Raw genomic sequence first — 24,832 nt, forward strand, 5'->3', positions numbered from 1 at the left:
TCACCCGATCCGCACCCCCGTCATCGAGATCGAACCGCCGTCGATCCGGTCGTTGAAGAAGCTCACCGCCTCCCCGACCGCCTGCTGGGCGGCCACATAGAGCACGGGCAGGAAGTGCTCGTCGGTCGGCACGCTCAGCTGGGCGTCCTCGGCCAGACCGACCCAGTCGATCAGGGCCTCATGGTCGCCGCGCTCGAACGCCGCCTTCACCGCCTCATTGAACCCGGTCGCCCAGGCGTAGGGCTCGGCCCCCGCCTCCCGCTTCCAGGTCCGCAGATTGTGGACGAAGTCGCCCGAGCCGGCGATCACGATTCCCTCGTCCCGCAGCGGTCTCAGGGTCCTGCCCAGCTCGTAATGCTGGCGCGGCGTCAGCTGGCGGTTCAGCGACAACTGGACCACCGGCACATCGGCCTCTGGCCAGACATGGCAAAGCACCGACCAGGTCCCGTGATCCAGGCCCCACTGCGTCGTCTGCACCGCCCCGGTCAGTTCCGCGACTCGGGCCGCCAGGGCTGGCGAGCCGGGCGCGGGATACTGCATCTCGTGAAGTTCGCGCGGGAAACCACCGAAATCATGGATGGTCTCGGGCTTCTCCTGCGCCGTGACGCCCAGCCCGCGCGTCTCCCAGTGGGCGGAGATCATCACCATCCCCTCGGGCTTGCCCACGGCCTCGCCCAGGTCGCGCCAGGCGGCCCCGTAGGGACCGCCCAGGGCGTTCATCGGCGAACCATGACCGAAGAAGAGCGCGGGCTGGCGCATCGGATCAGCCGTGCAGCTTCTTGGCCAGTTCGGCGATATGTTTGCCCTGGAAACGGGCGCCGTCCAGCTCGATCTCGCTGGGCATGCGCGAGCCGTCGCCGCCCGTGATCGTCGTCGCCCCATAGGGCGAGCCGCCGTGCACCGCGTCCAGGGTCATCTGCGCTTGGAAGGAATAAGGCAGACCGACCACCGGCATGCCGTGGTGCATGAAGAAGTTGTGCAGACCCTGGAAGGTGGTCTCCTGACCGCCGTGCTGGGTCGCGGTGGCGGTGAAGGCGCCGCCGATCTTGCCGATCAGGGCGCCGGTGAACCACAGGCCTCCGGCCTGGTCCAGGAAGGCGCGCATCTGCGAGGCGGCCGAGCCGAAGCGGGTGCCGGCGCCGATGATGATGGCGTCATAGTCCTTCAGGTCGTCGATCTTCGCGATCGGCGCCGCCTGATCCAGCTTGTAGTGGGAGGCCTTGGCCAGCTCTTCCGGCACGGTCTCCGGCACGCGCTTGATGTCGACCACGGCGCCTTCGACCTGGCGCGCGCCTTCGGCAACGGCTTCGGCCATGATTTCCAAATGGCCGTAGGTCGAGTGGTAGAGGACGAGAATCTTGGGCAAGGGAGGACTCCGTTGAATGTCACGGCCGTCATTCGCAACAACGACCGTTGCTAACTTGGCGTCTCGCTTGACGCCATGCAAGCCCCCTCTCGAAGTTCACGTTCGTTTCAGTCAAGAACTGAAATGAGAACCGGCGCTTCGTCCAACCGGCTCAGGGCGCGAACGAGGGATCCCAGGGTCGCACATATTCCCAGTGCCAGGGCTCATAGACATAGGGGACGAAGCCGAACCGCCCGGCGTTCGCGACCAGCCAGCGATAGGTCGCCCCGCGCGCCATATATTCGCGGCTGGCGGGCGCGGTCGAATCCACCCCCCGGCCCGGCGCCTGGCCGACGTACAGATCGACCGCCGTCCCCGTCCGATGCGGCGAGCAGACGGCGCGGCGCAGGCCGTCGCAATTGCCCTGCTGGGCGCAGCGCGCCGCGTCCGCCTCGGGATCGCGGAAGCCTGAGAAGATCTGCAGCAGTTCGGGATCGGCGGCGATCTCGGGAACCTCGGCCCGGGCGGCGGCGACCATCCGGCGATAGGCGTCCAGCACGTCGCGCCGCAAAAGGCGGGTCAGCCGGTCGGCGTGCTCCTCTGACGCGACCAGATAGCCCAGCTGGTTGATCGGCGGCGGATCAGGGCATTCGCCACGGGTTCGCGCCATGACGAACGGCCGCCGCTCCTGCCACAGGCCCCGCAACACTTGAAAACTCTCCGCGTCGAACAGGCCGGTCGGCGCCAGGCCGTGGGTTTGCTGGAACCCCGCCAGCTGCGAGGCGAAGATCGGCGTGCCGGGCCCGCAACGCGTGTGCAGCTCCTGCTGGATCAGCGGGACATAGGTCATCCAGCCGTATTCGGTCGCGCCGAACGGCGCCCAGTCCATCCCATAGGCCGAGGCCGCATTGGCCAGGGCCTGCCCGCCCCAGACATCCGCATTGGTATGGCACGGCCCAGCCGCGCGCGCTGCGCCGGCGAAGGCCAGAACGGCCCAGAGGGTCATCAACGCGAGACAGCTTCGCCACATGCCCCCAGCAAGCCCTAAGCCGGCCGAGGGAGCAAGCGCGCAGACGCCCTTCCGCCCGAATCCGACTCCGCTCCCGCGTCCAAACCTGCAATCTTGCATCGGCCCGACTCATCCGGGCTGCCCCGGACCCGTTGCATGACCGCCGCCGCGCCCCGTCGCTCCAACGCCGTGCTCGCCGCCTTCTCCGGCCCCTGCCTGCCGCTGGCGGCCTTCGGCGTGGCCCTGCCCGTCACCCTGCCGGAATTCTACGCCACCCATGTGGGGCTTGAGCTGGGGGTGGTCGCGACCGTCTTCATGGCGGTGCGCCTGATCGACATCGTCTTCGACCCCTTCCTGGGCTGGGGCATGGACAAGACCAAGACCCGCTTCGGCCGCTACCGTCCCTGGCTGGCCCTGGCCACCCCCATGCTGATGCTGGCGGCCCTGATGATGTTCGTCGTGGTCCAGCCGGGCGCCCCGGCGGTTTATCTGTTCGGCTGGCTGCTGTTCCTGTATCTGGGCTTCTCCATCGGCACCCTGGGCCAGCTGGGCTGGGCCGCCGTCCTCGCGCCCCAGTACGACCAACGCAGCCGCGTCTACGGCTGGTGGCAGGTGTTCAACATCATCGGGGTGGTGCTGATCCTGGTCCTGCCGACCGTGGTGGTCCAGACCGGCATCGGCACCTATGCCGACGGGGTGCGGATCATGGGCTGGGGCATCATCATCGCCCTGCCGGTCACTATCGGCCTGGCCATGGCCGCCGTGCCCGAACCCGTCACCGCCGGGGATCAACCGCACGGCAGTCTCGGCGCCTATCTGGCCCTGCTGAAGACGCCCGTGGTGCGCAAGCTGCTGATCGCCGATCTGCTGCTGGGCGTGGCGCCGGGCATCACCGGTTCGCTGCTGTTCTTCTTCTTCGGCCAGATCCGCGGCTACGACCACACCGAGGCCGGGCTCTTCATGCTGTTCTATTTCGTCGCCGGCCTGTGCGGCGCCCCCTTCTGGGCCTGGCTGGCGACCCGGGTCGGCAAGGATCGGGGCCTGGCGATCGCCAGCCTGGTCTCGGCCGTCCTCTATGTCGGCGCCACCCTGGTTCCCGGCGGCAATTTCGTCCTGACCGCCGTCGTCATGTTCATCGCCGGCCTGCCCTACGCCGCCGGCCTGTTCCTGACCCGCGCGATGATGGCCGACGCCGGCGACCAGGAAAGGTTCGAGACGGGCGTCGACCGCACCGGCCTGATGCTGTCCATCCTGTCGGCCACCACCAAGATCGGCCACGTCGTGGCCCTGGTCCCCTATCTGATCCTCCAGTGGGTCGGCTTCCGCGCCGTGCCCGGCCCGAACGGAAACAGCGACACCTCCCTGCTGACGCTCCAGATCCTGTTCATCGCCGTCCCCGGCCTGCTTCTGGCCCTGACCGCCTGGGTGCTGAAGAACTATCCGCTGACCGCCGCGCGCCATAACGAGATCCGCAAGGCCCTGGACGCCCGCGATGCGGAGGCGCGGGCATGAGGCCCATCGACAGGCTCCTGAACATCATGGAGCGGCTGCGCGACCCGGACGGCGGCTGCCCCTGGGACGTGGAGCAGACCTTCGCCACCATCGCCCCCTATACGATCGAGGAGGCCTATGAGGTGGCCGACGCCATCGAGCGTAACGATCTGGTCGAACTGAAGGGTGAACTGGGCGACCTGCTGTTCCAGGTCGTCTTCCACGCCCGCATGGCCGAGGAACAGGGCCTGTTCGCCTTCGACGACGTGGTCACGGCCATCGCCGACAAGCTGGAACGCCGCCACCCCCATGTCTTCGGCGACGAAGCCCAACGGACTTCAAAAGAACAGACCGTGGCCTGGGAAGCCATCAAGGCCGCCGAACGCAAGGACCGCAAGAAGCCCGGCGTCCTCGACGATGTCCCCGTCGGCCTGCCCGCCCTGACCCGCGCCGCCAAACTGACCAAACGCGCCGGCCGCGTCGGCTTCGATTGGCCCTCGACCGACGAGGTGTTCGACAAGCTGGCCGAAGAGGTCGAGGAGCTGCGCGTCGAGATCGCCGCCGGCGATCAGGCCAAGGCCCGCGAGGAGCTGGGCGACCTGCTGTTCGTCGTCGCCAACCTGGCCCGCAAGCTGGATGTCGAGCCCGAGGATGCGCTCCGCGCCGCCAACGCCAAGTTCGTGCGCCGTTTCGGCTTCATCGAGGCGGAACTGGCCAAGTCCGGCCGCACCCCCGACCAATCGACGCTGGAGGAGATGGACCGCCTCTGGGACGCCGCAAAGGCGGCCGAGAAGGCCGGCTCGTCCTCCTGAGCCGCCGCATGACCTACGACCTGATCATCTTCGACTACGACGGCGTGGTCGCCGACAGCGAGGTGCTGAACAGCACCGTCATGGCCGAGCAGCTGACCGCCATCGGCCTGCCCACCAGCCTGGACGATGTCCTCGCCGCCTATACGGGCCGGCGCTGGCGCGACAACCGGCCGGTGGTCGAGGCGGCCCTGGGCCGGCCCTGCCCGGAGGATTTCCACACCACCTGGTTCGCTGCCTGCCGGGCCCGCGCCCCGCTCCATCTGAAGCCCGTGCCCGGCCTGATCGACTTCGTCGCCGCCCGGTCCGAGGCGCGCTGCATCGCCTCGTCCAGCGGCCCTGACTGGATCGGCGTCGGCCTGGACCTGTTCGGCCTGACCGATCATTTCGACGGCGCCGTCTTCACCGGCCTGGCGGTCGAGCGCGGCAAGCCCCACCCCGACATCTTCCTGCACGCCGCCGAAAGCATGGGTGTCGATCCGGGCCGCGTCCTGGTCATCGAGGACAGCGAGGCGGGCGTCACAGCCGGGGTCGCCGCCGGCATGACGGTGGTGGGCCTGACCGCCGGAGGCCATGTCCGCGACGGCCACGCCGACCGTCTGGTCGCCCGCGGCGCCCACCATATCGCCGACAGCTATGCGGCGGTCGCGGCCTTCATGGACCGCTGAGCGTCAAAGGTAGCGCAGTTCCTGCAGATCGACCTCGCGGATCATCTTGCGCGCCGTCACCTCGTCCAGCCGGCGTAAGCGCGCCATCCGGCCGAGCTCTTCCCGCTCCGCCGCGAGCGCCGCCAGCCAGAGCTTGCGCTCCACCTGATCGATCTTGCGCGCCACGGCCGCGTCGTCTTCTTCGGTGCGGGTATGGGTCTCGATGCGGCGGCGATAGATCTCCATGATCCGACTGGCGACGTCGGAATAGAGGTCAGGGTTGGCCTTGCCCTCGGCCATGGCGTGGGACGCATCCTCCAGGGCGCGCAGGGCGGCCGAGGCGGCAGCGACGCGCCCTCTGTCCTCTTCCCGCTCCTGTGACGGTTCGGGGGGCAGCTCCACCCCCTTCATCAGACGCGGCAAGGCGAAGGTGGCGAGCAGCAGGGAGACGATGATCACCCCAGCCGCCAGGAAGATCGCCAGATTGCGGGACGGCATCGGCGAGCCGTCCGCGAGGAAGAAGGGCACGGTCAGGATGCCCGCCAGGGTGATGGCGCCCCGCACCCCCGCCAGAGACATGACCATGGTCAGCCGCAGTCCGACCTTGGGCGGCGGCCCGCGATGGCGGCGCCGAAACAGGGTCAGCCTCAGCGACGTCCACACCCAGACGAAACGCAAGGCCGCCAGGGCCGCGACAATGGCCAGGACATAGACAGCCAGCCACCAGACCTCGGGCCGGCTGGTGCCCCGCACCACCTCGGCCGCGCGCGCCATTATTGAAGGCATCTGCTGGCCCAGAATCACGAAGATGATGCCGTTGGCGACGAACTGGACCGTGTCCCACACCACCCCGCGCCGGATGCGGGTCATGGCCAGGGACTGGCCGCCTACGCCGCCGCCCCGCTCGGTGAAGCTCATGGTCACGCCCGCCGCCACGGCGGCCAATATGCCCGACGCCCTCAGCTCTTCCGCGACCAGATAGGCGGCGAAGGGGATCAGCAGGCTGACCAGGATCTGCGCCCCGACATCCTCGCCCCAGCGCCGACTGACGAAACCCTTGACGTAGCTGATGGCGATTGTGACCAGCACGCCCGTCGCCACCCCGACCACAGACAGCCAGGCGAAGGTCGCCACCGCCCCGCCCAAGGAAAAGGCGCCGGTGGTCGCCGCCACGACCGCGATCCGCATACAGGTCAAGCCCGTGGCGTCGTTCAGCAGCGACTCCCCTTCCAGAATATGCATCAGCCGCTTGGGTATCGGGGCCCGCGCAGCGATGGCCTGGACGGCGATTGGGTCGGTCGGAGACAGGATCGCCGCCAGGGCGAAGGCCACCGGCAAGGGCATCTCGGGGATCATCCACCAGATCATGAAGCCCAGGCCGATGACGGTGAACAGCACCAGCCCCAGGGCCAGTTCCAGGATCACGGCCCGGTCGCGAAACAGGGCCTCCTTGGGGATGCGCCAACCGTCCAGAAACAGCAGGGGCGGCAGGAACAGCAGAAAGAAGATGTCCGGCTTCAGATCGACCGTCGTCCCGGTCGCCAGGACGATGGCGGCCCCCAGACCGATCTGCACCAGCGGCAGGGCGATACGGGTGATCCGCGCGACCGATCCCGACACCACGACGGCCAGAAGCAGCAGCAGGACGGTCTCGATCAGATGCATGGTTCAGTCGGTCAGGCTGGGATACAGGCGCTCGAACCGCCCCAGGGCGGCAGGATGAAGCCTCACTGTGACATGGGTGCGGCCATCCTCCTCCGCGTCCCGCCTCGTCACCCGGCCATGTTCATAAAGCCAGGCCAGCGCCTCGCCCTGTTCGGGCGACAGGGTCAGGCGCGTCTCCGGATCGTCGTCGATCAGGCCGGCGATGGTCTGGCGCAGGCGTTCGATCCCCTCGCCCGTCCAGGCCGAGACGGCGACCGCCTCACCGTCCTTGGCCAGACGTTCGGCCTGACCAAGAATGGTCTCGCGGGCCTCCTCGTCCAGCAGGTCGATCTTGTTCCAGACCTCCAGCACCCGACGGGTCTTGCCCTCGGGAGTCTCGATCTGTTTCAGCACGGCCTCCACATCCTTGGCCTGGGCGTCGCTGTCGGCCGAGGCGATATCGCGGACGTGCAGGATCAGATCGGCCTCGCCCACCTCTTCGAGGGTGGCGCGGAAGCTTTCGACCAGTTCGTGCGGCAGGTCGGAGATGAAGCCGACCGTATCCGCTACAATGGCCGGCCGGCCCTGCGGCAGGCGGATGGTGCGCTGGGTCGTGTCCAGGGTGGCGAACAACAGATCCTTGGCGAAGACCTCCGATCCCGTCAATCGGTTGAAAAGCGTCGACTTGCCCGCATTGGTGTAGCCGACGAGGGCGACGGTCGGGAACGGGACCTTCTGGCGCTGTTTGCGGTGCAGACCGCGCGTGCGGCGCACCTCCTCCAGCTCGGCCTTCAGCCGCACGATCCGGTCAGCGATCAGACGCCGGTCCAGCTCGATCTGGGTTTCGCCGGGGCCGCCGGTCGAGCCGGTGCCGCCGCGCTGGCGCTCCAGGTGAGTCCAGGTCCGCACCAGACGCGACCGTTCATAGTCGAGCCGCGCCAGTTCGACTTGCAGCCGACCTTCCTTGGTCCGCGCACGGCGGCCGAAGATTTCCAGGATCAGGCCGGTGCGGTCGATGACCTTGACCTCCCAAGCCTGCTCCAGATTGCGCTGCTGAACGGGCGTCAGGGCGTCGTCGATGACGGCCACATCGGCTTCGGCCGCCCGCATCAGGGCGGCCAGTTCGTCCACCTTGCCCGATCCGAACAGGGTCGCCGGCGCGACCTTGCGCACGCGCACGATCTCTTCGCCCCGGATGTCGAGGTCCAGGGCACGGGCCAGGCCGGACGCTTCTTCGAGGCGTTCTTCGGCCAGGCGCGGCGACTCCGACCGTCCGTCGGGGTGGATGACGACCGCCCGCTGAACCGGGGCGGCGTGATCAATCAGTTTTTGGGTCAATCAATCGTCTTCGGCGTCGGGCTCGTACAGCTGCACGGGCGCGGACGGCATGATGGTGGAGATGGCGTGCTTGTACACCAGCTGGGACTGGCCATCGCGGCGCAGCAGCACACAGAAGTTGTCGAACCAGGTCACGATGCCCTGCAACTTGACCCCATTGACCAGGAAGATGGTCAGCGGCGTCTTGGTCTTGCGGACCGAGTTGAGGAAGGTGTCCTGAAGGTTCTGGCGTTTGTCTTGCGACATGGCAGGTTTTTCCTGTTCTTGGTTGTTCGTCGCCATGGGAGCGGCGTCGGGGCCGAACGGGCCGGCAGCGACCTTAGACGGCGCCTCCCCGCTCCGGCAACGCCCTAAATGGCCTCTCGACGCGCGCGTTCAAGATAGAGCCGCCGCAGCTTCAATGTAATCGGCCCCGGCTTGCCGTCCCCGATCTTGGTTCCGTCGATCAAAATCGCGGGGGTCACGAAAGCGCCGGCGGCCGTGAAGAAGGCTTCGCGCGCGCGCTTGACGTCCTCGACGCTGAAGGGGCGCTCGTCCAGTTCGAGGCCCTGTTCCTCGATCAGGGTCATCAGGGTGGTGCGCGTGCAGCCCTTCAGGATGTTGGCCTGGGTGTCGCGGGTCCGCAGCTTTCCGTTCTCATCCACGATCCAGGCGTTGGTCGAGGAGCCTTCGGTCACCAGGCCCATGTCGTCGACGAACCAGGCCTCATAGGCGCCGGCCTCCCGCGCCGCCTGTTTGGCCAGGATGTTCGGCAAGAGCCCCACCGTTTTGATGTCGCAGCGTCCCCAGCGGATGTCGGGCTGGGTCAACACGGCGACGCCCTTTTTCGCCTGAGCTTCTCCCCGTGCGGGCGAGATGGACTTGGCGGTGACGATGACGCTGGGCGGCGTCCCCGGCGCGGGGAAGGGATGGTCGCGCCGCGCCGTGCCGCGCGTGACCTGCAGATAGACGATTCCGTTCTTCACCCGGTTGCGCCGGATCGTCTCGCGCAGCACCCGCGTCAGGGCGGCGACCGACATGGGAATGTCGATGCGCAGTTCATTGAGGCTGCGATGCAGCCGCGTCATATGGCCGTCGAAATCCGCCAGCCGACCGTCGAACACGGACCAGACCTCATAGACCCCGTCGGCGAACTGAAAGCCCCGGTCCTCCACATGGACCACGGCTTCGCCGTGCGGCTGATAGGTTCCATTCACATAGGCGACGCGGGACATCAGTCGGCCTCGTCCTCATCTCCGCCTCGCGCGGGAGAAACACCCAGCGACTTCAGCTTTCTATGCAGAGCCGACCGCTCCATGCCGATGAAGGCGGCGGTGCGGGAGATGTTGCCGCCGAAGCGCATGATCTGGGCGGCCAGATACTCGCGTTCGAACACCTCGCGCGCCTCGCGCAGCGGCAGGGCGATGGTGCGCTCCGCCCCCAGGCTGGAGGACGGGCTGTTCGAGGTGGCGACCTCCTGCGGCAGCATGTCGGCGGTGATCGGCTCGTTCGGATCGCCTGTCGCCAGGATCAGCAGCCGTTCGATATTGTTGCGCAGCTGGCGGATGTTGCCCGGCCAGGGATGGACCTGCAGCACCGCCACCGCGTCCTCCCCGACCACACGCCGAGGCAGGCCCTGCGAAGCGCTGATGGTTTCGACGAAATAATCGACCAGTTCGGCGATGTCTTCGCGCCGCTCCGACAGGGCCGGCACCCGGATCGGCACGACGTTCAGGCGGTGGAACAGGTCTTCACGGAACCGGCCTTCGGCAATCTCCGTCTTCAGGTCTCGCGAAGTGGATGTGACGACGCGCACATCGACCTGCACGTCCTGTTCGCCGCCGACCCGACGGAAGCGCTGATCCACCAGAACCCGCAGGATGCGGCTCTGGCTCTCACGCGGCATGTCGCTGATCTCGTCCAGATAGAGGGTGCCGTTGTGCGCCCGCTCGAACACCCCGATCTTGCGCGGCCGGCCGTCCTGTCCCTCTTCCCCGAACAGTTCGACGTCCAGTCGCTCGGGCGTCATTCCGGCGGCCGAGATGGCGACGAACTCGGCGCGCGCGCGCGGGCTGGCTTCGTGGATCTGACGCGCCACAAGCTCCTTGCCCGACCCGGCCGGACCGGAAATCAGCACCCGGCTGTTGGCCTGGGCCACCTTGGCGATGGTGCTGCGCAGGGCCTGGGCCGCCTGGGAGCGGCCGATCAGGCCGGACGGCGTCATCGTCTGCGCGCGCAGACGGCGATTCTCGCGTCTCAGCGTCGCTGCTTCGATCGCCCGCTCGACCACCACCACCAGCCGATCCGACTTGAACGGCTTTTCGATGAAGTCATAGGCGCCGCGCTTCAGCGCGGTCACCGCCGTCTCGATATTGCCGTGGCCCGAGATCATCACCACCGGCAGGTCGGGGTCGATCTCCTTGACCACCTCCAGCAGTTCCAGCCCGTCCAGACCGCCGCCCTGCATCCAGATGTCGAGGATCGCCAGCGAGGGCTTCCGTGCGCGGATCGCCGCCAGGGCCTCGTCGGAATTGGCGGCCACGCGCACGGCGTGCCCCTCATCCTCGAGCAGGCCCGAAACCAGATCGCGGATGTCCGCCTCGTCGTCGACGACCAGAATGTCGGAACCGGTAGGTCGCATCTTGCCTCGCTTATTCGGCGACGACGCTCTGGAGCTTGCGCTCCGTCACATCGCCGGTCTTGCCGTGGGGTTTCAGGGGGAAGATCAGGCACACGCGCGCGCCGCGCAGGGTCTCGGCGTCCGCCAGCTTCAGCTCGCCGCCGTGGTCCTCGCAGATGCGTTTGACGATGGCCAGGCCCAGGCCCGTGCCCTTTTCGCGCGTGGTGACATAGGGTTCGATCAGGCGATCGCGGTCCTTGGCGGGAAGGCCGACGCCGTCGTCCTCCACCACGAAGACGGCCGTCTCGTTCTCGATGATCAGGGAGGCGATTATGGCCGCCGCCTCAGGTCCGGGCGCTGCGCCTTCGGCGGCACGGCGCGCCGCCACGGATTCGCCCGCGTTCTTCAGGATGTTGACCAGCGCCTGTCCCACCATCCGGGCGTCGCACCGCAGGCTCGTCCTGGGCAGGGGTTCGATCAGGTCCACGCCGATGTCGGCCGCCGCCACCCGCTGGGCGAACACCGCCTCTCGCAGCATTTCGGCGGGGTTGGCCGCCCCGAAACGCGGCGCGGGCATGCGGGCGAAGGACGAGAATTCGTCCACCATCCGGCCGATGTCCCCCACCTGGCGGATGATGGTGTCGGTGCAGCGGTCGAAGATCTCCACCTCGTCCACCTTGTCCCTGTATTTCCGCCTCAGCCTTTCGGCCGACAGTTGGATCGGGGTCAGGGGATTCTTGATCTCATGGGCGATACGCCGCGCCACGTCGCGCCAGGCGGCGTTGCGCTGGGCCGTGACCAGCCGGGTGATGTCGTCGAAGGTCAGCACCATCTCGCCGCCCTGACCGCCCTCGATGCGCACGCGCAGACGCAGGGTCTCGCCTTCGCGGCTCAGATCTATGTCCTCTTCTATATGGGCCTCGACCCGTCCGACCAGATCGCTGAGCTCGGGCGACAGGGTCGCCAGTTCACGGCCGAGAACCTCGGCCTCTTCGATGTGCAGCAGTTGCAGGGCGCTGTCGTTGATGGCCGAGATTCGTCCGCGCCGATCCAGACCGATCACCCCGGCGCTGACGCCGGACAGCACCGTCTCGATGAAACGGCTGCGATCCTGGGCGTCTTCGCTGGCCGCCTTCAGCGCCGACTGCTGGGCCTGAAGATCGCCCGTCATGCGGTTGAAGGCCTCCGACAGGGTGGCGATTTCACCTGGCGCCCCGTCGCTGTCCACCCGGGCGCTGAAGTCGCCCGCCGCCACCTGGCCGGCCGCCTTCACCAGCCGCCCGATCGGGACCGAAATGCTGCTGGCCGCCGACATGCCCAGCCAGACCGCTCCAACCAGAACCAGCAGGGCGGTCTCCAGATAGCTGAGAATGAAGGCCGATTGAATTCGGGCGCGGCTCTCCTGGGCTTCGCGATAGGCCTGGATCGACTGGCTCGAGGCGTTCATTCGCGCCACCAGACCGTCCTGGAGCGGCCGCACCAGATAAAGATAGGCGTCGCCATAGGCTGGCAGAGCGATCAGGGAGCGCACGGTGTCGGGGTGCTGGGTGACGTCCGTCGGCGGCTTGCCGCCCTGGACGGCGTCTTCCAGATAGGAACGCGGCGGAGCCAGATAGGGCGGCGCCCCCGGTCCTTCGGCTCGCGCCAGCACCTCCCGATCACCGTCAAGAATATAGATCGCGGGATAGCCGAAGATGTCTCCGATCTGAGCCAAGGCGTCGTTGAACTGAATACGGTCGTCGAACAGTCCGCGTGCGCTGGTCAGTTGATCCGCGATCGTGACGAGATCCGCATCGACGGCTGTGGCGACGTCCTGGATGTAGGCGCGCCCGACCACGGCGCCGTTTTCGACCGAGGCCTGGACGTTCTGACTGAACCATTGATCGACCCCCCGCGTCACGAGCACACCGAAGACCAGGGCGATGAGAACCGCCGGAATCACCGCCACCGTCGAGAACAGGGCCACGAACCGCAGGTGCAGGCGCGAACCCGCTTCGCTGGTGCTGCGGGCTAGGACCAGGACGCGACGTCCCACGATGAAGGCCAGACCCGAAATCAGGATCAGATTGGCGATCAGGACGAACAGCACGATCTGACCGGCCGATCCTCGCGCCGCACCGGCGCTGGCGCCCGGCGCCACCGCGACCAGCCATACCGCCGCCGCCGTAACGATAACGGCCAAGGCGTAGGCTAAACCGAAGGCCGCCCGCGCCCGCTCGGTTTCGAAACGCCCCCAGAACGACTCGTCGCCCGACGAAGGGTCGGTGCGAGAGGTCACGGCTGAGGGCGTATCCGTCATGCCACAGCAGTGTCCGCGAACTGTGGCGGCGTTTCAACAGCCGAATTGAGATCGCCTGGTAAATTTCGCCGCCACAGCCCCGCCATTTCCTGCTCGACGGCCGCTGGATCGTCCAGGCGGCAAATTCTTGCCTTGGCCTGACGACGGTGTTGCGGATCGGCCGGCCAGGGCGCCTGTTCGATGTACCAGCCCAGATGTTTGCGGAACATCTTCAGCCCCAGCGGCAGGCCGTAGAAGTCGATCGAGGCCCTCAGATGGTCGATCACGATCGCCAGTCGCGCCTCCGGCCCCGGCTCCTGGGGCGCCGTCGCGCCGCTCAGCGCCTGTTCCAAATGGGCCGCCAGCCAGGGCCGGCCGTAGACGCCTCGTCCCAGCATCAGACCGTCGGCGCCGGACCGCTCAAGGGCCGTGCGCGCGTCTTCAGGCGTGACGATGTCGCCGTTGACGATGACGGGAATGCGAACGGCCGCCTTTACGGCGCCCACGGCGTCCCAGTCCGCCCTTCCGGTATAGAACTGCTGGCGGGTTCGTCCATGGACCGTCACCGCCTTGACCCCGAGCGCCTCGGCCCGCGTCGCCAGATCCGCAGCGTTTCGGCTGTCGTCGTCCCAGCCCAGCCGCATCTTGACCGTGACCGGACGACCGGTGGCCCCCACCACGGCCTCCATGATGCGACAGGCCAGGTCAGGCGTCCGCATAAGGGCCGATCCGGCGGCCGAGCCCGTCACCTCCTTGGCCGGACAGCCGAAGTTCAGATCCACGATGTCCGCCCCGGCCTGTTCGGCCATGCGCGCCCCCTCGGCCATCTGCCCCGGATCGCGCCCCACAAGCTGGATCACGGTCAGCGGCAGGCCCGCGCCGACGGCGGCGCGCCGCGCCACGTCGGGCCGAGCCCGCGCCAGCTCCTTGGCCGCCACCATCTCGGTCGCCACATAGGCCGCGCCCAGTTTGGAGGCCAGGATGCGGAACGGCAGATCGGTGACGCCGGTCATCGGCGCCATCAGCACGCGGCCGGGCACGGTGACGTCGCCGATGGTCAAGGATTTGGACATTCCCGCCTTTCGCCGCATTGCGCGCCCTTTCGTCAAGCGCGACAGCGCGGATTGACGGTTTCCCGGCTCAACGTCGCGCTCTAGAAGACGGCATGATCTTCTCAGCCATCATTGTCGCGGCCGGTTCCGGAACGCGGGCCGGCGGCGAAAAACAGTGGCGGACCCTGGGCGGAAAGCCGGTTCTGCGCTGGTCCGCCCAAGCGCTTGTGGACGCCGGCGCCCAGGAGCTGGTCGTGGTCGTAGCGTCGGACGCTCAGGATCGCGCCGCCGAGGTGATGGACGGGCTGACGGGGTGGCGCGCCGTGGTCGGCGGGACGACGCGGGCGGAGTCCGTTCGCGCGGGGTTGGCGGCCCTCACCTGTCCCGACGACCAGCCCGTGCTGGTCCACGACGCCGCCCGGCCGCTGTTGGACGCCGCCGTCATCGCCCGCGTGGTCGCCGCCCTGGATCAGGCCGACGGCGCCCTGCCCGTCCTGCCCGTCGCCGACAGCCTGCGTCGGGGATCGGACGGGCTGATGGCCGAGGCGGTGGACCGCGAGGACCTCTGGCGGGCTCAGACCCCCCAGGCGTTCCGCCGTGGACTCCTGGAATCGGCCTATGCCGCCTGGAACCCGACCGAGACCCCGACAGACGAGGCCGTGGTGGTGCGCCGCCACGGCGGCCGGATCGCCCTGGTCGCCGGCGACGCCCGACTAATGAAACTGACCTATCCCGAGGATTTCACCATGGCCGAGGCCCTGCTGTCGCAAGAGACCCGCTACCAGACCCGCATGGGCGCTGGCTTCGACGTCCATCGTTGGGGGCCCGGCGATTCAGTTTGGCTGTGCGGGATCGAAATTCCTCATGATCAGACCCTGATCGGCCATTCGGACGCCGACGCCGGGCTGCACGCCTTGACCGACGCCCTGCTGGGAGCGATCGCCGCCGGCGACATCGGCGATCATTTCCCCCCCACCGACCCGAAGTGGAAGGGCGCCGCCTCCGACCAGTTTCTGATCCACGCCGCCGAACTGGTGGCGGCGCGCGGCGGCCGCATCGTCAATGTTGACGTGACCCTGATCTGCGAACGTCCGAAGGTGAAGCCGCACCGTCAGGCCATGCGCGAACGGATCTCCGATCTGCTGGCCTTGCCGCTGGACTGCGTCAGCGTGAAGGCCACCACATCCGAAGGGTTGGGCTTCACCGGCCGAGGCGAGGGCTTGGCCGCCCAGGCCGCAGCGACGGTGGAGATGCCGGTCTCGGCCTAACCGGCGCCTTCAGCGCGCGGCCAGCCGCATCTGCCGCACCAGGGCTCCGAACAGGTTCACGTAGTCGTCCGTCCACGGCCGCACCTCCGTGGGCGACAGCCTGCGCCAGCGCGGATCTTCGCGATAGGGCGCCAGGGCCGCTTCGCTCTTGCCGATCACCAGGGCCTCGGTCGAGGATTCCGCCATCAGCGGCGCATCCGGCCGTTCCCGATAAATCTGGTGAAGAGCCGGCGCCCCCAGGGCCGCGGCCGCCGCCTCGGCCGGCAGGGTGATGTCCAGATTGCGGTTGGACAGGTGCAGCACCACCACCCCGTCCGGCTTCAAAAGCCGCAAATAGCCGGCGACGGCCTCCTGGGTCAGCAGATGGGTCGGCACGGCGTCGGAGCTGAAGGCGTCGATGATCAGCAGGTCATAGGAACCGGCGGCCTCCCGCGCCATGGTCAGTCGGGCGTCGCCCAGCACCGTCCGGATCGGTCCTTCGGCGCAACCATTGATGAAGCTGAACCAGCGCGGATCGCGCGACAGCCGATCCACCATCGGGTCGATCTCGAAAAAGCTCATCTGGTCCTGACGGCGCTTATAGGCCGCCATGGCCCCCGAGCCCTGGCCCACGACCCCGATCCGGGCGCCGTCCGGCCGGTGCGCCTGGGCCATCAGGGCCGCCTGCCCCAGAGGCGTCGCCGTGGCGTAATAGAGGGTTGGCGAGCAACGGCGCGGCTCCGACTGCGCCTGGGCGCCGTGCAGGGTGGTGCCGTGCATCAGCACATGGACCGGTCCGCCCAGACCGGCGACATCGGTATCGGCCACACGCATGACCCCGAAGAAGCTGCGCTCCGTCAGGGCCCAGTCATAGCCCCGCGCGACGTGATAGCCGGACCAGACCATGGCTCCCAGAACCACGGTGAACATGATCGCCCGGTCCCTCAGCAGGAAGGCGAACAGGGCGGCCACGCCGATCACCGCCTGGGCGATCCGCACCAGTTCGGCGTCCGGGACGACCGCGCGAATGTCGGGGGCGTAGCGCACCAGGGCCAGACCCAGCGATCCCGCCAGGGCGACCAGGACCCCGATCACACAGGCAATGATCTCCCATCGCCGCACCTCGCCTCCGCCCCATGGCCGCAAAAGGCCGACGGCGACCAGCGCCAGCGGATATTCCCAAACCATGTCGAAGATCAGGGGCGCGATCAGGGCGTTGAACACCCCGCCCAGGACGCCGCCCAGCGACAGCAGCAGATAGAATTCCGTCAGCCGGCCCGGCGCCGGCCGCCGCTCAGCCATCCGCTGATGGCACATCAGGGCGCAGAAGAAGAAGGCTGTCAGATTGACGACGAAGACGAACAGCCACTCCGTGGTCCGAAAGGCGACCAGGGCGCAGCCGGCCGCCAGCACCCCCGCCTGGATCGCCAGCGTCAGGGGGAGCGGCAGGACCGGTCGGTTCTGAAAGGCGATGACGAAGGTCAGCAGATAAAGCGCCAGGGGGATGACCCACAGGAAAGGCGCCGAGGCCACGTCTGTCGACAGATGCGCCGTCACGCCCAGCATCAGACTGGACGGGGCCGCCGCGAGCAGGACCAGCAGCCCCTTCTCGCGCCAGGCGATCGGCGCCCCCGCCTCCAGGGGCGCGGGCTCTGCCGCTGCCCCCGTTCGGACCCCGCGACCGAACCAGGCCAGGGCGCCCAGGCCGGCGACCATCACCAGGAACAGACCATAGCCCAGGCTCCAGCCCAGGCGCTGGAGCGAAAGACTGGCCAGGGGTTCGATCAGGATCGGATAGGCCAGCAGGGCCAGAAAACTGCCCAGGTTCGAAGCGGCATAGAGGACATAGGGGTTCTTCGCGTCCGCCTGGCCCGCCCGCGCCCGCGCATACCAGGCTTGAAGCAGGGGCGCGGTGGCCGAAAGAATGGCGAAGGGGGCCCCGATCGAGAGGGTCAGGGTCGCCAGAAGCCAGGCCGTCGGGGCGCTGGGATCGGGATTGCCCAGGACACCGCTGATCCGCAGGGGCAAAGACAGGCCTGCGGCCAGCAGAAGCGCCAGATGAACCAGCACCTGAAGCCGCATCGACCCGATGCGCTGCAGGACGTGGGCGTAGCCGTAGCCGGCCAGCAGCGCGGTCTGGAAGAAGACCATGGCGGCGTTCCACACCGACGGCGATCCGCCCAGGCTGGGCAGGATCAGCTTGGTCGCCATCGGCTGAACCACGAAGACCAGACAAGCCGAGGTGAAGACGGCCAGCGCGAACAGGAGAGGCGTGAGCCGCCCAGGGTTCGGGCGCGCCGCGCTTTTGGCTTGAACCACATCGGTCATGGTGCTGGTTAGAGCGGGACTCGCGGCCTATGGAAAGCGCATGTTCTCACAAGACATCCTGCGACTGGCGCAACAGATCGTCGCAACCGCGGCCGAGCGGGGACTGATGATCGCCACGGCGGAAAGCTGCACCGGCGGCCTGGTCTCCGCCGCCCTGACGGCCGTCCCCGGCTCCTCCGCGGTTCTGGATCGCGGCTTCGTCACCTACAGCAACGCCGCCAAGCAACAGATGTTGGGCGTGCCGGAGGCGACCCTGATCGCCCACGGCGCCGTCTCCGAGCCGACGGCCCGCGCCATGGCCGAAGGCGCCGCAGCCCAGTCGAACGCGAGCGTCAGCGTCTCCGTCACCGGAATTGCGGGGCCGGGCGGCGGCGGCCCGGACAAGCCGGTCGGCCTGGTCCATTTCGCGGCCGTGGGTCCGGGCGGGCTGGTCCACAGGATGGAGCGGTTCGGCGACCTGGGGCGCGACGCGGTCCGGATGGCGGCGCTCAGGGTCGCCTTGGAGATGTTGGCGGAGCGAGCCGCATCGTGACCGAACCCGTCGTCGTCGACGCCCGAGGCCACCGCTGCCCGGCGCCCAGCCTCAGGCTGCAAAAGGCCATGGCCGGGGCGGCGGCCGGCGCCCGTTTCGTCCTTCTGGCGACCGACCCTATGGCGCGCATCGACGCGCCGTTTCTAATGGCTCAGAAGCAGGGCCGCGTGATTTCGATCGAAGAGGTCGACGGCGTCCTGCGCCTTCTGGTCGAAGCGGGCTGAGTTTTCGACCCTAGGTCCGCGACCGCGTGCGGCGGCTGGCCCGCCGTTCCGACAGATCGACCACATCCGCCGCGGCGGAGGCCCTGCGCGCCTGTTCCGCCCTCTCGGCCCCGGCGGCGATCTCCATCTCGGTCGCGAAGGCGCCGCCGTAGAAGATGGCGTTGACGTTCCAGGACAGCCAGATCAGCAAAACCACCACGGCCCCGACCGAGCCATAGGTCGCTCCCAGAGGCGCGATCTGTTCGACATAGATGGCGCAGAGCCAGGATGAGACCACCGACATCAGGGTGGCCACCAGCCCTCCGGTGATCGACGGCAGCCAGGCCACCGGCGTCCGGTGACTCATGGCGTAGCGATAGAGCAACGTCAGCCCCACCACCAGGCCAAGGGCGGGCAGCAGGGCGTCGAGCGGCATCAGACCCGCATTGTCCCCCCTCGCCCCCGGCGAGGCGGCATGGGCCAGAATCCGCGCCGTCACCACGGCGCCGGACACGACGGTGAACAGGGCGAAGGCGAATATGGCGACGAAAAAGGCCAGTAGATTGAATTTGAAGAAGCCGTGAGGCTCAGTCTCATCGTGAATGAGATTAAGTCCCGCCAGCAACGCCTTGAATCCTCGATGGGCCGCGTAGGCGCCGACGAACAGGGCGAAGGCGCTCTGGGCCGAGACGGTCCGGGCGGAAGCCTTGGCCAGCCGGGCGATTTCGTCGTGAAATATGGTCTGGGCCGCGCGCGGCAACAGGTCGGACAGGGCGGCGGCCTGGGCGCTGACCTCATTGATCGACAGGCCCAGCTTATAGACGCCGATCAGGATGGCGATGGCCGGGAAGACGGCCAGAAGGGCGAAGAAGGAAACGCCCCCCGTGTAGAGCATGACGTCCCGGCCCCAGCTGCGGGTGAAGGCGCGCACGGCCAGACCGCCCCAGAATCCGGGCGCCTTCAGAACCGATCGGGTCAGCTGATCGCTCAATCCGGTCCCCACAACCGTTACAACAAACCCCTAAACTTAAAGGATTCTGGAACGGGGAAAAGCCCTGTCGACGCACCTGCCTTTGAGGGCGGCCTGCGAAGGCGATAGTCCTTTATAAAATGCGTCGCGCTATGGTGGTCCGCCTCGCATGCGGCTATGGCCCCAGCGACCAATGGGGAGGGACTGGCTTGGCTTTCGACGCGCGCGTTTTGATCCTGGCGGCTCATGACGCCCGTATCGGGCCGCTCGCCGCCGGCCTGGACGCGCTTGGCTGGACCACCGTCACCGCCCGCGACGTCGGCTCGGCCGAGGCGACGCTTCAGGACCTGCCGCTCGAAGCCGCCGTGATCGACTTTGATTCCCTGACGCCGGACGCAGCGGTCCGACTGCGCGCGGCGGCCCAACCGCGCCGCCTGCCCATCATGGTGGTCGGCGCAGCCCCCGACTCGGTCGAGGGCGCCGATGTCGCCATGTCGGTTCCGCCGCACCCGGCCCAGGCCGCCCTGCGTCTCGAACAGCTCGGCCGCGCCGCCATCGCCGAGGAAGAGTTTCACCTGCGGGTCGCCACCTTCGGCCTGCGGGGCATCAGCCTGGCCGCCGACCCCGGCGCGGCGGCGCCTCTGCGGATCCTGGCGGCCGGGGTTGCGGACCGTCGCTTCCTGGCCCTGTCCAACGCCTTGACCTCTGCGGGCGCCGAGGTGGTGGCGGCGCCCACCCCTTACACCGCCTTCGACTATCTGCATGAGACCCTGTTCGACGCCGCCATATTGTGGGGCGCCAAGGATCACACCCCGGCCCTGTCGATCGCCGCAGGCATGAAGCGCAACACGCGCCTGTATCATATTCCGCTGATGCTCTATCTGCGTGGCGCCGATGAAATCAGCCTGAACGAACTGTTCAATCGGGGCTTCGCCGACGTCGCCTCGACCGAAACGCCGGAGCAGGAGACGGCGGAGCGGGTCCTGGCCATGGCCGGCGCCCACCGCCGCCACCTGACCATCAGAAAGGCGCTGGATTCGGTCCGTAGTCTGGACCTGATGGACGCCTCGACCGGCCTGTTCACGCCCGAACTCTTCGCCGCCCACCTGGGTCGGGTCGCCGAGGCGTCTCGCGTTCGCAAACGTCCCCTGTCCGTCTGCGTCCTCAGGGTGCGCGAGACCGAGCCCGTCACCTGGGCGCGCCAGGGCGGCTGGCTGGACCGGGCCATGCCCCAGATCGGCGCCATGGTCTCGCGCCTGGTCCGGGTCGAGGATACGCCCGCCCGTCTGGCCAAGGAGGTCTTCGCCCTCGCCCTGCCGGCCACACGCGGCGAGGCCGCCCGTCTGGCCGCCGAACGGATCGCCGCCGTCATCGGCTGCACCGCCTTCGACGCCGGCCCCGACCGCTCGCCCTTCGTCGCCGAATTCGACGTCGGCGCCGCCGAAATGCGCCCTGGCGAATCCGCCGGCGCCCTGCTGGAACGCGCCTCCGCCGACCTGTTCGACAAGGTGCGCTAGGGCCTTACGCCCCCGCCACCCGCGCCAGATCGGCCGTGATCCGCTCCGCCACCTTCAGCCGGTCCTCGGCCGTCGGCCAGTCCCCCGTCACGACGATCTTCTGATCCGGCCGGATCTTCCAGAAGGCGTGGTTCTTCTGGATCAGGCCGACCAGTCCGACCGGATTGGGGAAGCTGTTGTCGCGCAGGGTCAGCACCGCGCCGCGCGGCCCAATGTCGATCTTCTCGATACAGGCCCGGCGACAGTTGGCCTTGACGCCGACGATCTTCAGCAGCTGCTGCGCCTCGTCCGGCAGGGGCCCGAACCGGTCGATCAGTTCGGCGGCCAGGGCTTCACGATCCTCGGCCTGTTCGGCGTCGGACAGGCGGCGATACAGGCTGAGACGGACGTTCAGGTCCGGCACGTAGTCCTCTGGAATCAGGACGGAAGCGCCGACGTTGATCGACGGCGACCAGCCGCGATCCACATTCAGCCCCTCGCCCTTCTCGCGCAGTTCGGCGACCGCGTCCTCCAGCATCTGCTGGTAAAGCTCGACCCCGACCTCGCGGATATGGCCCGACTGTTCGTCGCCCAGCAGATTGCCGCCGCCGCGCTGGTCCAGGTCGTGGCTGGCCAGCTGGAAGCCGGCGCCCAGATTGTCCAGCGACTGCAGCACCTGCAGACGCCGCTCGGCCGACAGGGTCATCGGCTTGACCGGATCGGTGGTCAGATAGGCGAAGGCCCGCGCCTTGGACCGGCCCACCCGGCCCCGGATCTGGTACAGCTGCGCCAGGCCGAACATGTCGGCCCGGTGCACGATCAGGGTGTTGGCCGTCGGAATATCCAGTCCGCTCTCGACGATGGTGGTCGAGACCAGGACGTCGTACTCCCCCTCGTAGAAGGCGCTCATCACCTCCTCAAGCTGGGTCGCCGACATCTGGCCGTGGCCGACCACGAACTTGATCTCCGGCACCTGTTCGCGCAGGAATTTCTCGATGTCCGGCAGGTCCTTCAGGCGCGGCGCGACATAATAGGCCTGCCCCCCGCGATATTTCTCGCGCAGCAGGGCCTCGCGCACCAGCACCGGATCCCACGGCGTCACATAGGTCCGCACCGCCAGGCGATCGACCGGCGGGGTGGCGATGATCGACATCTCGCGAATGCCCGACAGGGCCATCTGCAGGGTGCGCGGGATCGGGGTGGCGGTCAGGGTCAGCAGATGGACGTCGGCGCGCAGGGTCTTCAGCTTCTCCTTGTGCTTGACGCCGAAGTGCTGCTCCTCGTCCACGATCACCAGGCCCAGGTCGCGGAAACCGACCTGTTCGGCCAGGACTGCATGGGTGCCGACGACGATCTCGACCGAGCCGTCCTTCAGCCCCGCCCGCGTCTCGGCCGCCTCCTTGCCCGTCACCATCCGCGACAGCTGGCGCACCTTGACCGGCCAGCCGGCGAAGCGTTCGGTGAAGGTCTTGTAGTGCTGGCGCGCCAGCAGGGTAGTCGGCGCCACCACCGCCACCTGTTTGCCGGTCATGGCCACGACGAAGGCGGCGCGCAGCGCCACCTCGGTCTTGCCGAAGCCCACGTCGCCGCAGATCAGGCGATCCATCGGCGTGCCCTTGCCCAGGTCCTCCAGCACGTCGCCGATGGCGTTCAGCTGGTCGTCCGTCTCCTCATAGGGGAAGCGGGCGCAGAATTCGGCGAACAGGCCCGGCGCCGGCGTCACCGCCTCCGTCTCGCGCAGCGCCCGCTTGGCGGCCAGGGCGATCAGCCCCTCGGCCATGGCGCGCAGCCGTTCCTTGGCCTTAGCCTTCCTCGCCTGCCAGCCCGCCCCGCCCAGCCTGTCCAGCTGCACCCCGTCGGCGTCCGTGCCGTACCGGGTCAGAAGATCAATGTTTTCAACCGGCAGATAGAGTTTGCTGTCACCGGCGTACAGCAGCTCCAGGCAGTCGTGCGGCGCCTCCTGGATGTCGAGCGTCTTCAGCCCCTCGTACCGCCCGATGCCGTGATCCAGGTGGACCACCAGGTCGCCCGTGGTCAGAGCCGAGGCCTCGGCCAGGAAGTTGGAGGCCCGACGCTTCTTGCGCGGCCGAGCCAGCCGGTCGCCCAGAATGTCGGTCTCGGAGATGACCGCGACCGCGTCCGTGACGAACCCGTGCTCCACCGGCAGGACGCCCCGCAGATACAGGTCCTTCGGCGCCGCCAGCACGTCGGCCCAGTCGCGCACGGCGACGATATGATCCAGGCCGTGGTCGCCCAGCAGGGTGGCCAGGCGCTCCGACGAGCCCTCGGTCCACGAAGCGAACAGCACCCGCTTGCCTTCGGTCTTCAGGGCCGCGGCATGGGCCGCGACCGCCTCGAACAGGTTGACGCTGTCCTGTGATCGCTCTGCCGCGAAGGTCCGTCCCAGCCGTCCGCCCGCGTCTTCGCCCCCGCCCGTAAAGGGCGTGAGCCGCCGCACCGACCGGCCCGCCAGGGCCTGGTTCCAGTCGCCGGCGTCCATATAGAGAGATTGCGGCGGCAGGGCGCGATTGGCGGCCGCATGCCCTCCCCCCTTGCCCTTCTGGGCCTTGGCCGCCTCGGCCCGCGCCTCATAGGCGTCGACGATCAGATCCCACCGCTCGGCGCGCGCGCTGTCGGCCTGATTGTCCAGAAAGACCTGCGCCTGATCCGGCAGATAGTCGAACAGGCTGTCCAGCCTTTCGTAGAACAGCGGCAGCCACTGCTCCATCCCCTGCCGCCGCGCGCCCTCGCTGATGGTCGCATACAGGGGATCGTCGCCCGGCGCGCCGAACAGCTTCAGATAGCCGGTGCGGAAGCGCGATATGGCGTCCGCATCCAGCAGGGCCTCTGACACCGGCGCCAGGGCCACCGCCGTCATCTGGCCGGTAGAGCGCTGGGTCTCGGGGTCAAAGGTGCGGATCGATTCCAGCTCGGACCCGAACATGTCCAGCCGCACCGGCTCCTCGAAGCCCGGCGGATAGACGTCCACCACCCCGCCCCGCACAGCAAACTCGCCCCGCTCCGACACAGTCGAAGCCCGGACATAGCCGTTGGCGGCGAAGTACCGCTCCAGCGCCTCGATATCGAGATCGCGGCCGACCCTGGTCTCGAACCCGGCCTGGGTCGTCACCGACTTCGGCGGCGTCCTCTGCATGGCCGCACCGACCGTCGTGACCACCAGAACGGGCGCGTCGCCGGTCTTGCGCTGGGCCAGGCGCGTCAGGGTCGCCATCCGCTGGGCGGCGATCCCCGCCGTCGGGCTCAGCCGGTCATAGGGCAGGCAGTCCCAGGCCGGATATTCCAGAATTTCGACATCTTGCGAGAAGAAGCGGAACGCCTGAACAAAGCCGCCGGCCCGCTGATAATCGCGCGCGACAAAGACCCCCACGCCGCCGTCGGCCTTGACGCGCTCCGCGACGACCAGGGCGTCCAGACCTTCCGGCGCCCCGCCCAGATCGGCGTCGGTCCGGTGCACAGTCACCTGCTGATCCATCAGCCGATGCCCTTGCCGACCTCGGCGGCCACATGCTCGCGCATGAAGGCCCGCACCTTGGCCATCACCGGCGTCTCGAACTCCGGCGGCGTCGGATCACGCTCGATGATCCAACCGTAGAGCCACTGGTCTTCCTCGTCGATCAGCCGCTCGAACACGTCCAGCTCGGCCTCGGTCAGGGTCGGCGCCACCTGGTCCGAGAACGGCCCCAGCACCATGTCGGCCTCGCGGAAGCCCCGCCGCCAGCACCGGAACTGGATCCGGCCCAGCCTCTGCTTTCGCTCGGGAGTCATCTCGTCTTCAAAACGCGCGTCGATTTCGGCCACAAGAATCCTTGCCCGGCAAAGTTGA

Annotated in this window: 21 protein-coding genes; 7 read left to right on the forward strand and 14 right to left on the reverse strand. The window is 68.2% G+C overall.

The genetic code is table 11. The features are described from left to right. The 3 genes from ygiD to JMT67_RS03465 all read right to left on the reverse strand — a co-directional run bounded on the left by ygiD (nt 1) and on the right by JMT67_RS03465 (nt 2,351). On the reverse strand, nt 1-759 hold the full coding sequence (gene ygiD, locus JMT67_RS03455; RefSeq protein WP_183215352.1) for a 4,5-DOPA-extradiol-dioxygenase: 759 nt from the start codon (nt 757-759) through the stop codon (nt 1-3). 4 nt (nt 760-763) lie between these two features. Continuing rightward, complete coding sequence (wrbA, locus tag JMT67_RS03460) at nt 764-1,366, reverse strand: NAD(P)H:quinone oxidoreductase (protein WP_183215350.1); 603 nt, start codon at nt 1,364-1,366, stop codon at nt 764-766. A gap of 151 nt (nt 1,367-1,517) precedes the next feature. Continuing rightward, on the reverse strand, nt 1,518-2,351 hold the full coding sequence (locus JMT67_RS03465; RefSeq protein ID WP_233455781.1) for a M15 family metallopeptidase: 834 nt from the start codon (nt 2,349-2,351) through the stop codon (nt 1,518-1,520). Between the two features lie 159 nt (nt 2,352-2,510). On the opposite strand from JMT67_RS03465, the gene JMT67_RS03470 reads away from it, so the two are divergent. Genes JMT67_RS03470 through JMT67_RS03480 form a run of 3 tightly spaced genes read left to right on the forward strand, consistent with a single transcriptional unit; the run spans nt 2,511 to nt 5,322 of the window. Next, nucleotides 2,511-3,866, forward strand: a complete 1,356-nt coding sequence (locus JMT67_RS03470) for an MFS transporter (protein WP_201462697.1) — start codon at nt 2,511-2,513, stop codon at nt 3,864-3,866. Next, nucleotides 3,863-4,657: a nucleoside triphosphate pyrophosphohydrolase gene (mazG, locus tag JMT67_RS03475; RefSeq protein ID WP_201462698.1), complete on the forward strand. Its 795-nt coding sequence runs from the start codon at nt 3,863-3,865 to the stop codon at nt 4,655-4,657. The genes JMT67_RS03470 and mazG overlap by 4 nt, the downstream gene beginning before the upstream one ends. An 8-nt stretch (nt 4,658-4,665) precedes the next feature. Further along, nucleotides 4,666-5,322, forward strand: coding sequence for an HAD family hydrolase (locus tag JMT67_RS03480; protein WP_054765903.1), 657 nt, complete (start codon nt 4,666-4,668; stop codon nt 5,320-5,322). A 3-nt stretch (nt 5,323-5,325) separates the two neighbouring features. On the opposite strand, the gene JMT67_RS03485 is transcribed toward JMT67_RS03480, so the two are convergent. The 7 genes from JMT67_RS03485 to dusB all read right to left on the reverse strand — a co-directional run bounded on the left by JMT67_RS03485 (nt 5,326) and on the right by dusB (nt 14,233). Beyond that, nucleotides 5,326-6,966, reverse strand: coding sequence for a Na+/H+ antiporter (locus JMT67_RS03485; protein WP_054765904.1), 1,641 nt, complete (start codon nt 6,964-6,966; stop codon nt 5,326-5,328). A gap of 3 nt (nt 6,967-6,969) precedes the next feature. Beyond that, complete coding sequence (gene hflX / locus JMT67_RS03490) at nt 6,970-8,283, reverse strand: GTPase HflX (RefSeq protein WP_201462699.1); 1,314 nt, start codon at nt 8,281-8,283, stop codon at nt 6,970-6,972. Continuing rightward, nucleotides 8,284-8,529 (reverse strand): RNA chaperone Hfq, encoded by a 246-nt coding sequence (gene hfq / locus JMT67_RS03495; RefSeq protein ID WP_054766962.1) that lies wholly within the window; start codon nt 8,527-8,529, stop codon nt 8,284-8,286. A 104-nt stretch (nt 8,530-8,633) separates the two neighbouring features. Further along, entirely contained in the window at nt 8,634-9,497 is an 864-nt protein-coding gene (locus JMT67_RS03500) for a D-amino-acid transaminase (RefSeq protein WP_201462700.1), read from the reverse strand. Then, nucleotides 9,497-10,903, reverse strand: coding sequence for a nitrogen assimilation response regulator NtrX (ntrX, locus tag JMT67_RS03505; RefSeq protein WP_182713081.1), 1,407 nt, complete (start codon nt 10,901-10,903; stop codon nt 9,497-9,499). The genes JMT67_RS03500 and ntrX overlap by 1 nt, the downstream gene beginning before the upstream one ends. Before the next feature lie 10 nt (nt 10,904-10,913). Then, nucleotides 10,914-13,181, reverse strand: coding sequence for a sensor histidine kinase NtrY-like (locus tag JMT67_RS03510; protein ID WP_183215335.1), 2,268 nt, complete (start codon nt 13,179-13,181; stop codon nt 10,914-10,916). Next, nucleotides 13,178-14,233: a tRNA dihydrouridine synthase DusB gene (gene dusB, locus JMT67_RS03515; RefSeq protein WP_183215333.1), complete on the reverse strand. Its 1,056-nt coding sequence runs from the start codon at nt 14,231-14,233 to the stop codon at nt 13,178-13,180. The genes JMT67_RS03510 and dusB overlap by 4 nt, the downstream gene beginning before the upstream one ends. Nucleotides 14,234-14,325: 92 nt before the next feature. Between dusB and JMT67_RS03520 the strand changes: the two genes are divergently transcribed. After that, nucleotides 14,326-15,480, forward strand: coding sequence for a bifunctional 2-C-methyl-D-erythritol 4-phosphate cytidylyltransferase/2-C-methyl-D-erythritol 2,4-cyclodiphosphate synthase (locus tag JMT67_RS03520; RefSeq protein ID WP_201462701.1), 1,155 nt, complete (start codon nt 14,326-14,328; stop codon nt 15,478-15,480). Nucleotides 15,481-15,489: 9 nt separating this feature from the next. On the opposite strand, the gene JMT67_RS03525 is transcribed toward JMT67_RS03520, so the two are convergent. Beyond that, complete coding sequence (locus JMT67_RS03525; protein ID WP_201462702.1) at nt 15,490-17,787, reverse strand: spermidine synthase; 2,298 nt, start codon at nt 17,785-17,787, stop codon at nt 15,490-15,492. A gap of 40 nt (nt 17,788-17,827) precedes the next feature. Between JMT67_RS03525 and JMT67_RS03530 the strand changes: the two genes are divergently transcribed. Both JMT67_RS03530 and JMT67_RS03535 read left to right on the forward strand, forming a co-directional pair. Next, nucleotides 17,828-18,319 (forward strand): CinA family protein, encoded by a 492-nt coding sequence (locus JMT67_RS03530; RefSeq protein WP_182713086.1) that lies wholly within the window; start codon nt 17,828-17,830, stop codon nt 18,317-18,319. Further along, on the forward strand, nt 18,316-18,543 hold the full coding sequence (locus JMT67_RS03535) for a sulfurtransferase TusA family protein (protein ID WP_054765913.1): 228 nt from the start codon (nt 18,316-18,318) through the stop codon (nt 18,541-18,543). The genes JMT67_RS03530 and JMT67_RS03535 overlap by 4 nt, the downstream gene beginning before the upstream one ends. A 10-nt stretch (nt 18,544-18,553) precedes the next feature. Here JMT67_RS03535 and JMT67_RS03540 read toward each other — a convergent pair whose 3' ends face one another. Then, nucleotides 18,554-19,417, reverse strand: a complete 864-nt coding sequence (locus JMT67_RS03540) for a YihY/virulence factor BrkB family protein (protein ID WP_182713208.1) — start codon at nt 19,415-19,417, stop codon at nt 18,554-18,556. Nucleotides 19,418-19,701: 284 nt separating this feature from the next. Between JMT67_RS03540 and JMT67_RS03545 the strand changes: the two genes are divergently transcribed. After that, nucleotides 19,702-21,009: a diguanylate cyclase domain-containing protein gene (locus JMT67_RS03545; protein WP_201462703.1), complete on the forward strand. Its 1,308-nt coding sequence runs from the start codon at nt 19,702-19,704 to the stop codon at nt 21,007-21,009. 4 nt (nt 21,010-21,013) lie between these two features. Here the strand turns inward: JMT67_RS03545 and mfd are convergent, their stop codons facing one another. Together mfd and JMT67_RS03555 are read right to left on the reverse strand one after the other, a co-directional pair. Beyond that, nucleotides 21,014-24,481 (reverse strand): transcription-repair coupling factor, encoded by a 3,468-nt coding sequence (gene mfd / locus JMT67_RS03550; RefSeq protein WP_201462704.1) that lies wholly within the window; start codon nt 24,479-24,481, stop codon nt 21,014-21,016. Then, nucleotides 24,481-24,807 (reverse strand): succinate dehydrogenase assembly factor 2, encoded by a 327-nt coding sequence (locus JMT67_RS03555; protein ID WP_182713089.1) that lies wholly within the window; start codon nt 24,805-24,807, stop codon nt 24,481-24,483. The genes mfd and JMT67_RS03555 overlap by 1 nt, the downstream gene beginning before the upstream one ends. Between the last annotated feature and the right edge of the window lie 25 nt (nt 24,808-24,832).

This window comes from Brevundimonas aurantiaca (assembly GCF_904830995.1).
GTDB lineage: Bacteria > Pseudomonadota > Alphaproteobacteria > Caulobacterales > Caulobacteraceae > Brevundimonas > Brevundimonas aurantiaca.

What these genes read in the sequence shown, in the direction of transcription:
- ygiD (WP_183215352.1), bottom strand. Translation starts at nt 759, where the DNA reads ATGCGCCAGCCCGCGCTCTTCTTCGGTCATGGTTCGCCGATGAACGCC.
- JMT67_RS03465 (WP_233455781.1), bottom strand. Translation starts at nt 2,351, where the DNA reads ATGACCCTCTGGGCCGTTCTGGCCTTCGCCGGCGCAGCGCGCGCGGCT.
- JMT67_RS03470 (WP_201462697.1), top strand. Translation starts at nt 2,511, where the DNA reads ATGACCGCCGCCGCGCCCCGTCGCTCCAACGCCGTGCTCGCCGCCTTC.
- mazG (WP_201462698.1), top strand. Translation starts at nt 3,863, where the DNA reads ATGAGGCCCATCGACAGGCTCCTGAACATCATGGAGCGGCTGCGCGAC.
- JMT67_RS03480 (WP_054765903.1), top strand. Translation starts at nt 4,666, where the DNA reads ATGACCTACGACCTGATCATCTTCGACTACGACGGCGTGGTCGCCGAC.
- JMT67_RS03485 (WP_054765904.1), bottom strand. Translation starts at nt 6,966, where the DNA reads ATGCATCTGATCGAGACCGTCCTGCTGCTGCTTCTGGCCGTCGTGGTG.
- hfq (WP_054766962.1), bottom strand. Translation starts at nt 8,529, where the DNA reads ATGTCGCAAGACAAACGCCAGAACCTTCAGGACACCTTCCTCAACTCG.
- JMT67_RS03500 (WP_201462700.1), bottom strand. Translation starts at nt 9,497, where the DNA reads ATGTCCCGCGTCGCCTATGTGAATGGAACCTATCAGCCGCACGGCGAA.
- ntrX (WP_182713081.1), bottom strand. Translation starts at nt 10,903, where the DNA reads ATGCGACCTACCGGTTCCGACATTCTGGTCGTCGACGACGAGGCGGAC.
- JMT67_RS03510 (WP_183215335.1), bottom strand. Translation starts at nt 13,181, where the DNA reads ATGACGGATACGCCCTCAGCCGTGACCTCTCGCACCGACCCTTCGTCG.
- dusB (WP_183215333.1), bottom strand. Translation starts at nt 14,233, where the DNA reads ATGTCCAAATCCTTGACCATCGGCGACGTCACCGTGCCCGGCCGCGTG.
- JMT67_RS03520 (WP_201462701.1), top strand. Translation starts at nt 14,326, where the DNA reads ATGATCTTCTCAGCCATCATTGTCGCGGCCGGTTCCGGAACGCGGGCC.
- JMT67_RS03525 (WP_201462702.1), bottom strand. Translation starts at nt 17,787, where the DNA reads ATGACCGATGTGGTTCAAGCCAAAAGCGCGGCGCGCCCGAACCCTGGG.
- JMT67_RS03530 (WP_182713086.1), top strand. Translation starts at nt 17,828, where the DNA reads ATGTTCTCACAAGACATCCTGCGACTGGCGCAACAGATCGTCGCAACC.
- JMT67_RS03540 (WP_182713208.1), bottom strand. Translation starts at nt 19,417, where the DNA reads ATGCTCTACACGGGGGGCGTTTCCTTCTTCGCCCTTCTGGCCGTCTTC.
- mfd (WP_201462704.1), bottom strand. Translation starts at nt 24,481, where the DNA reads ATGGATCAGCAGGTGACTGTGCACCGGACCGACGCCGATCTGGGCGGG.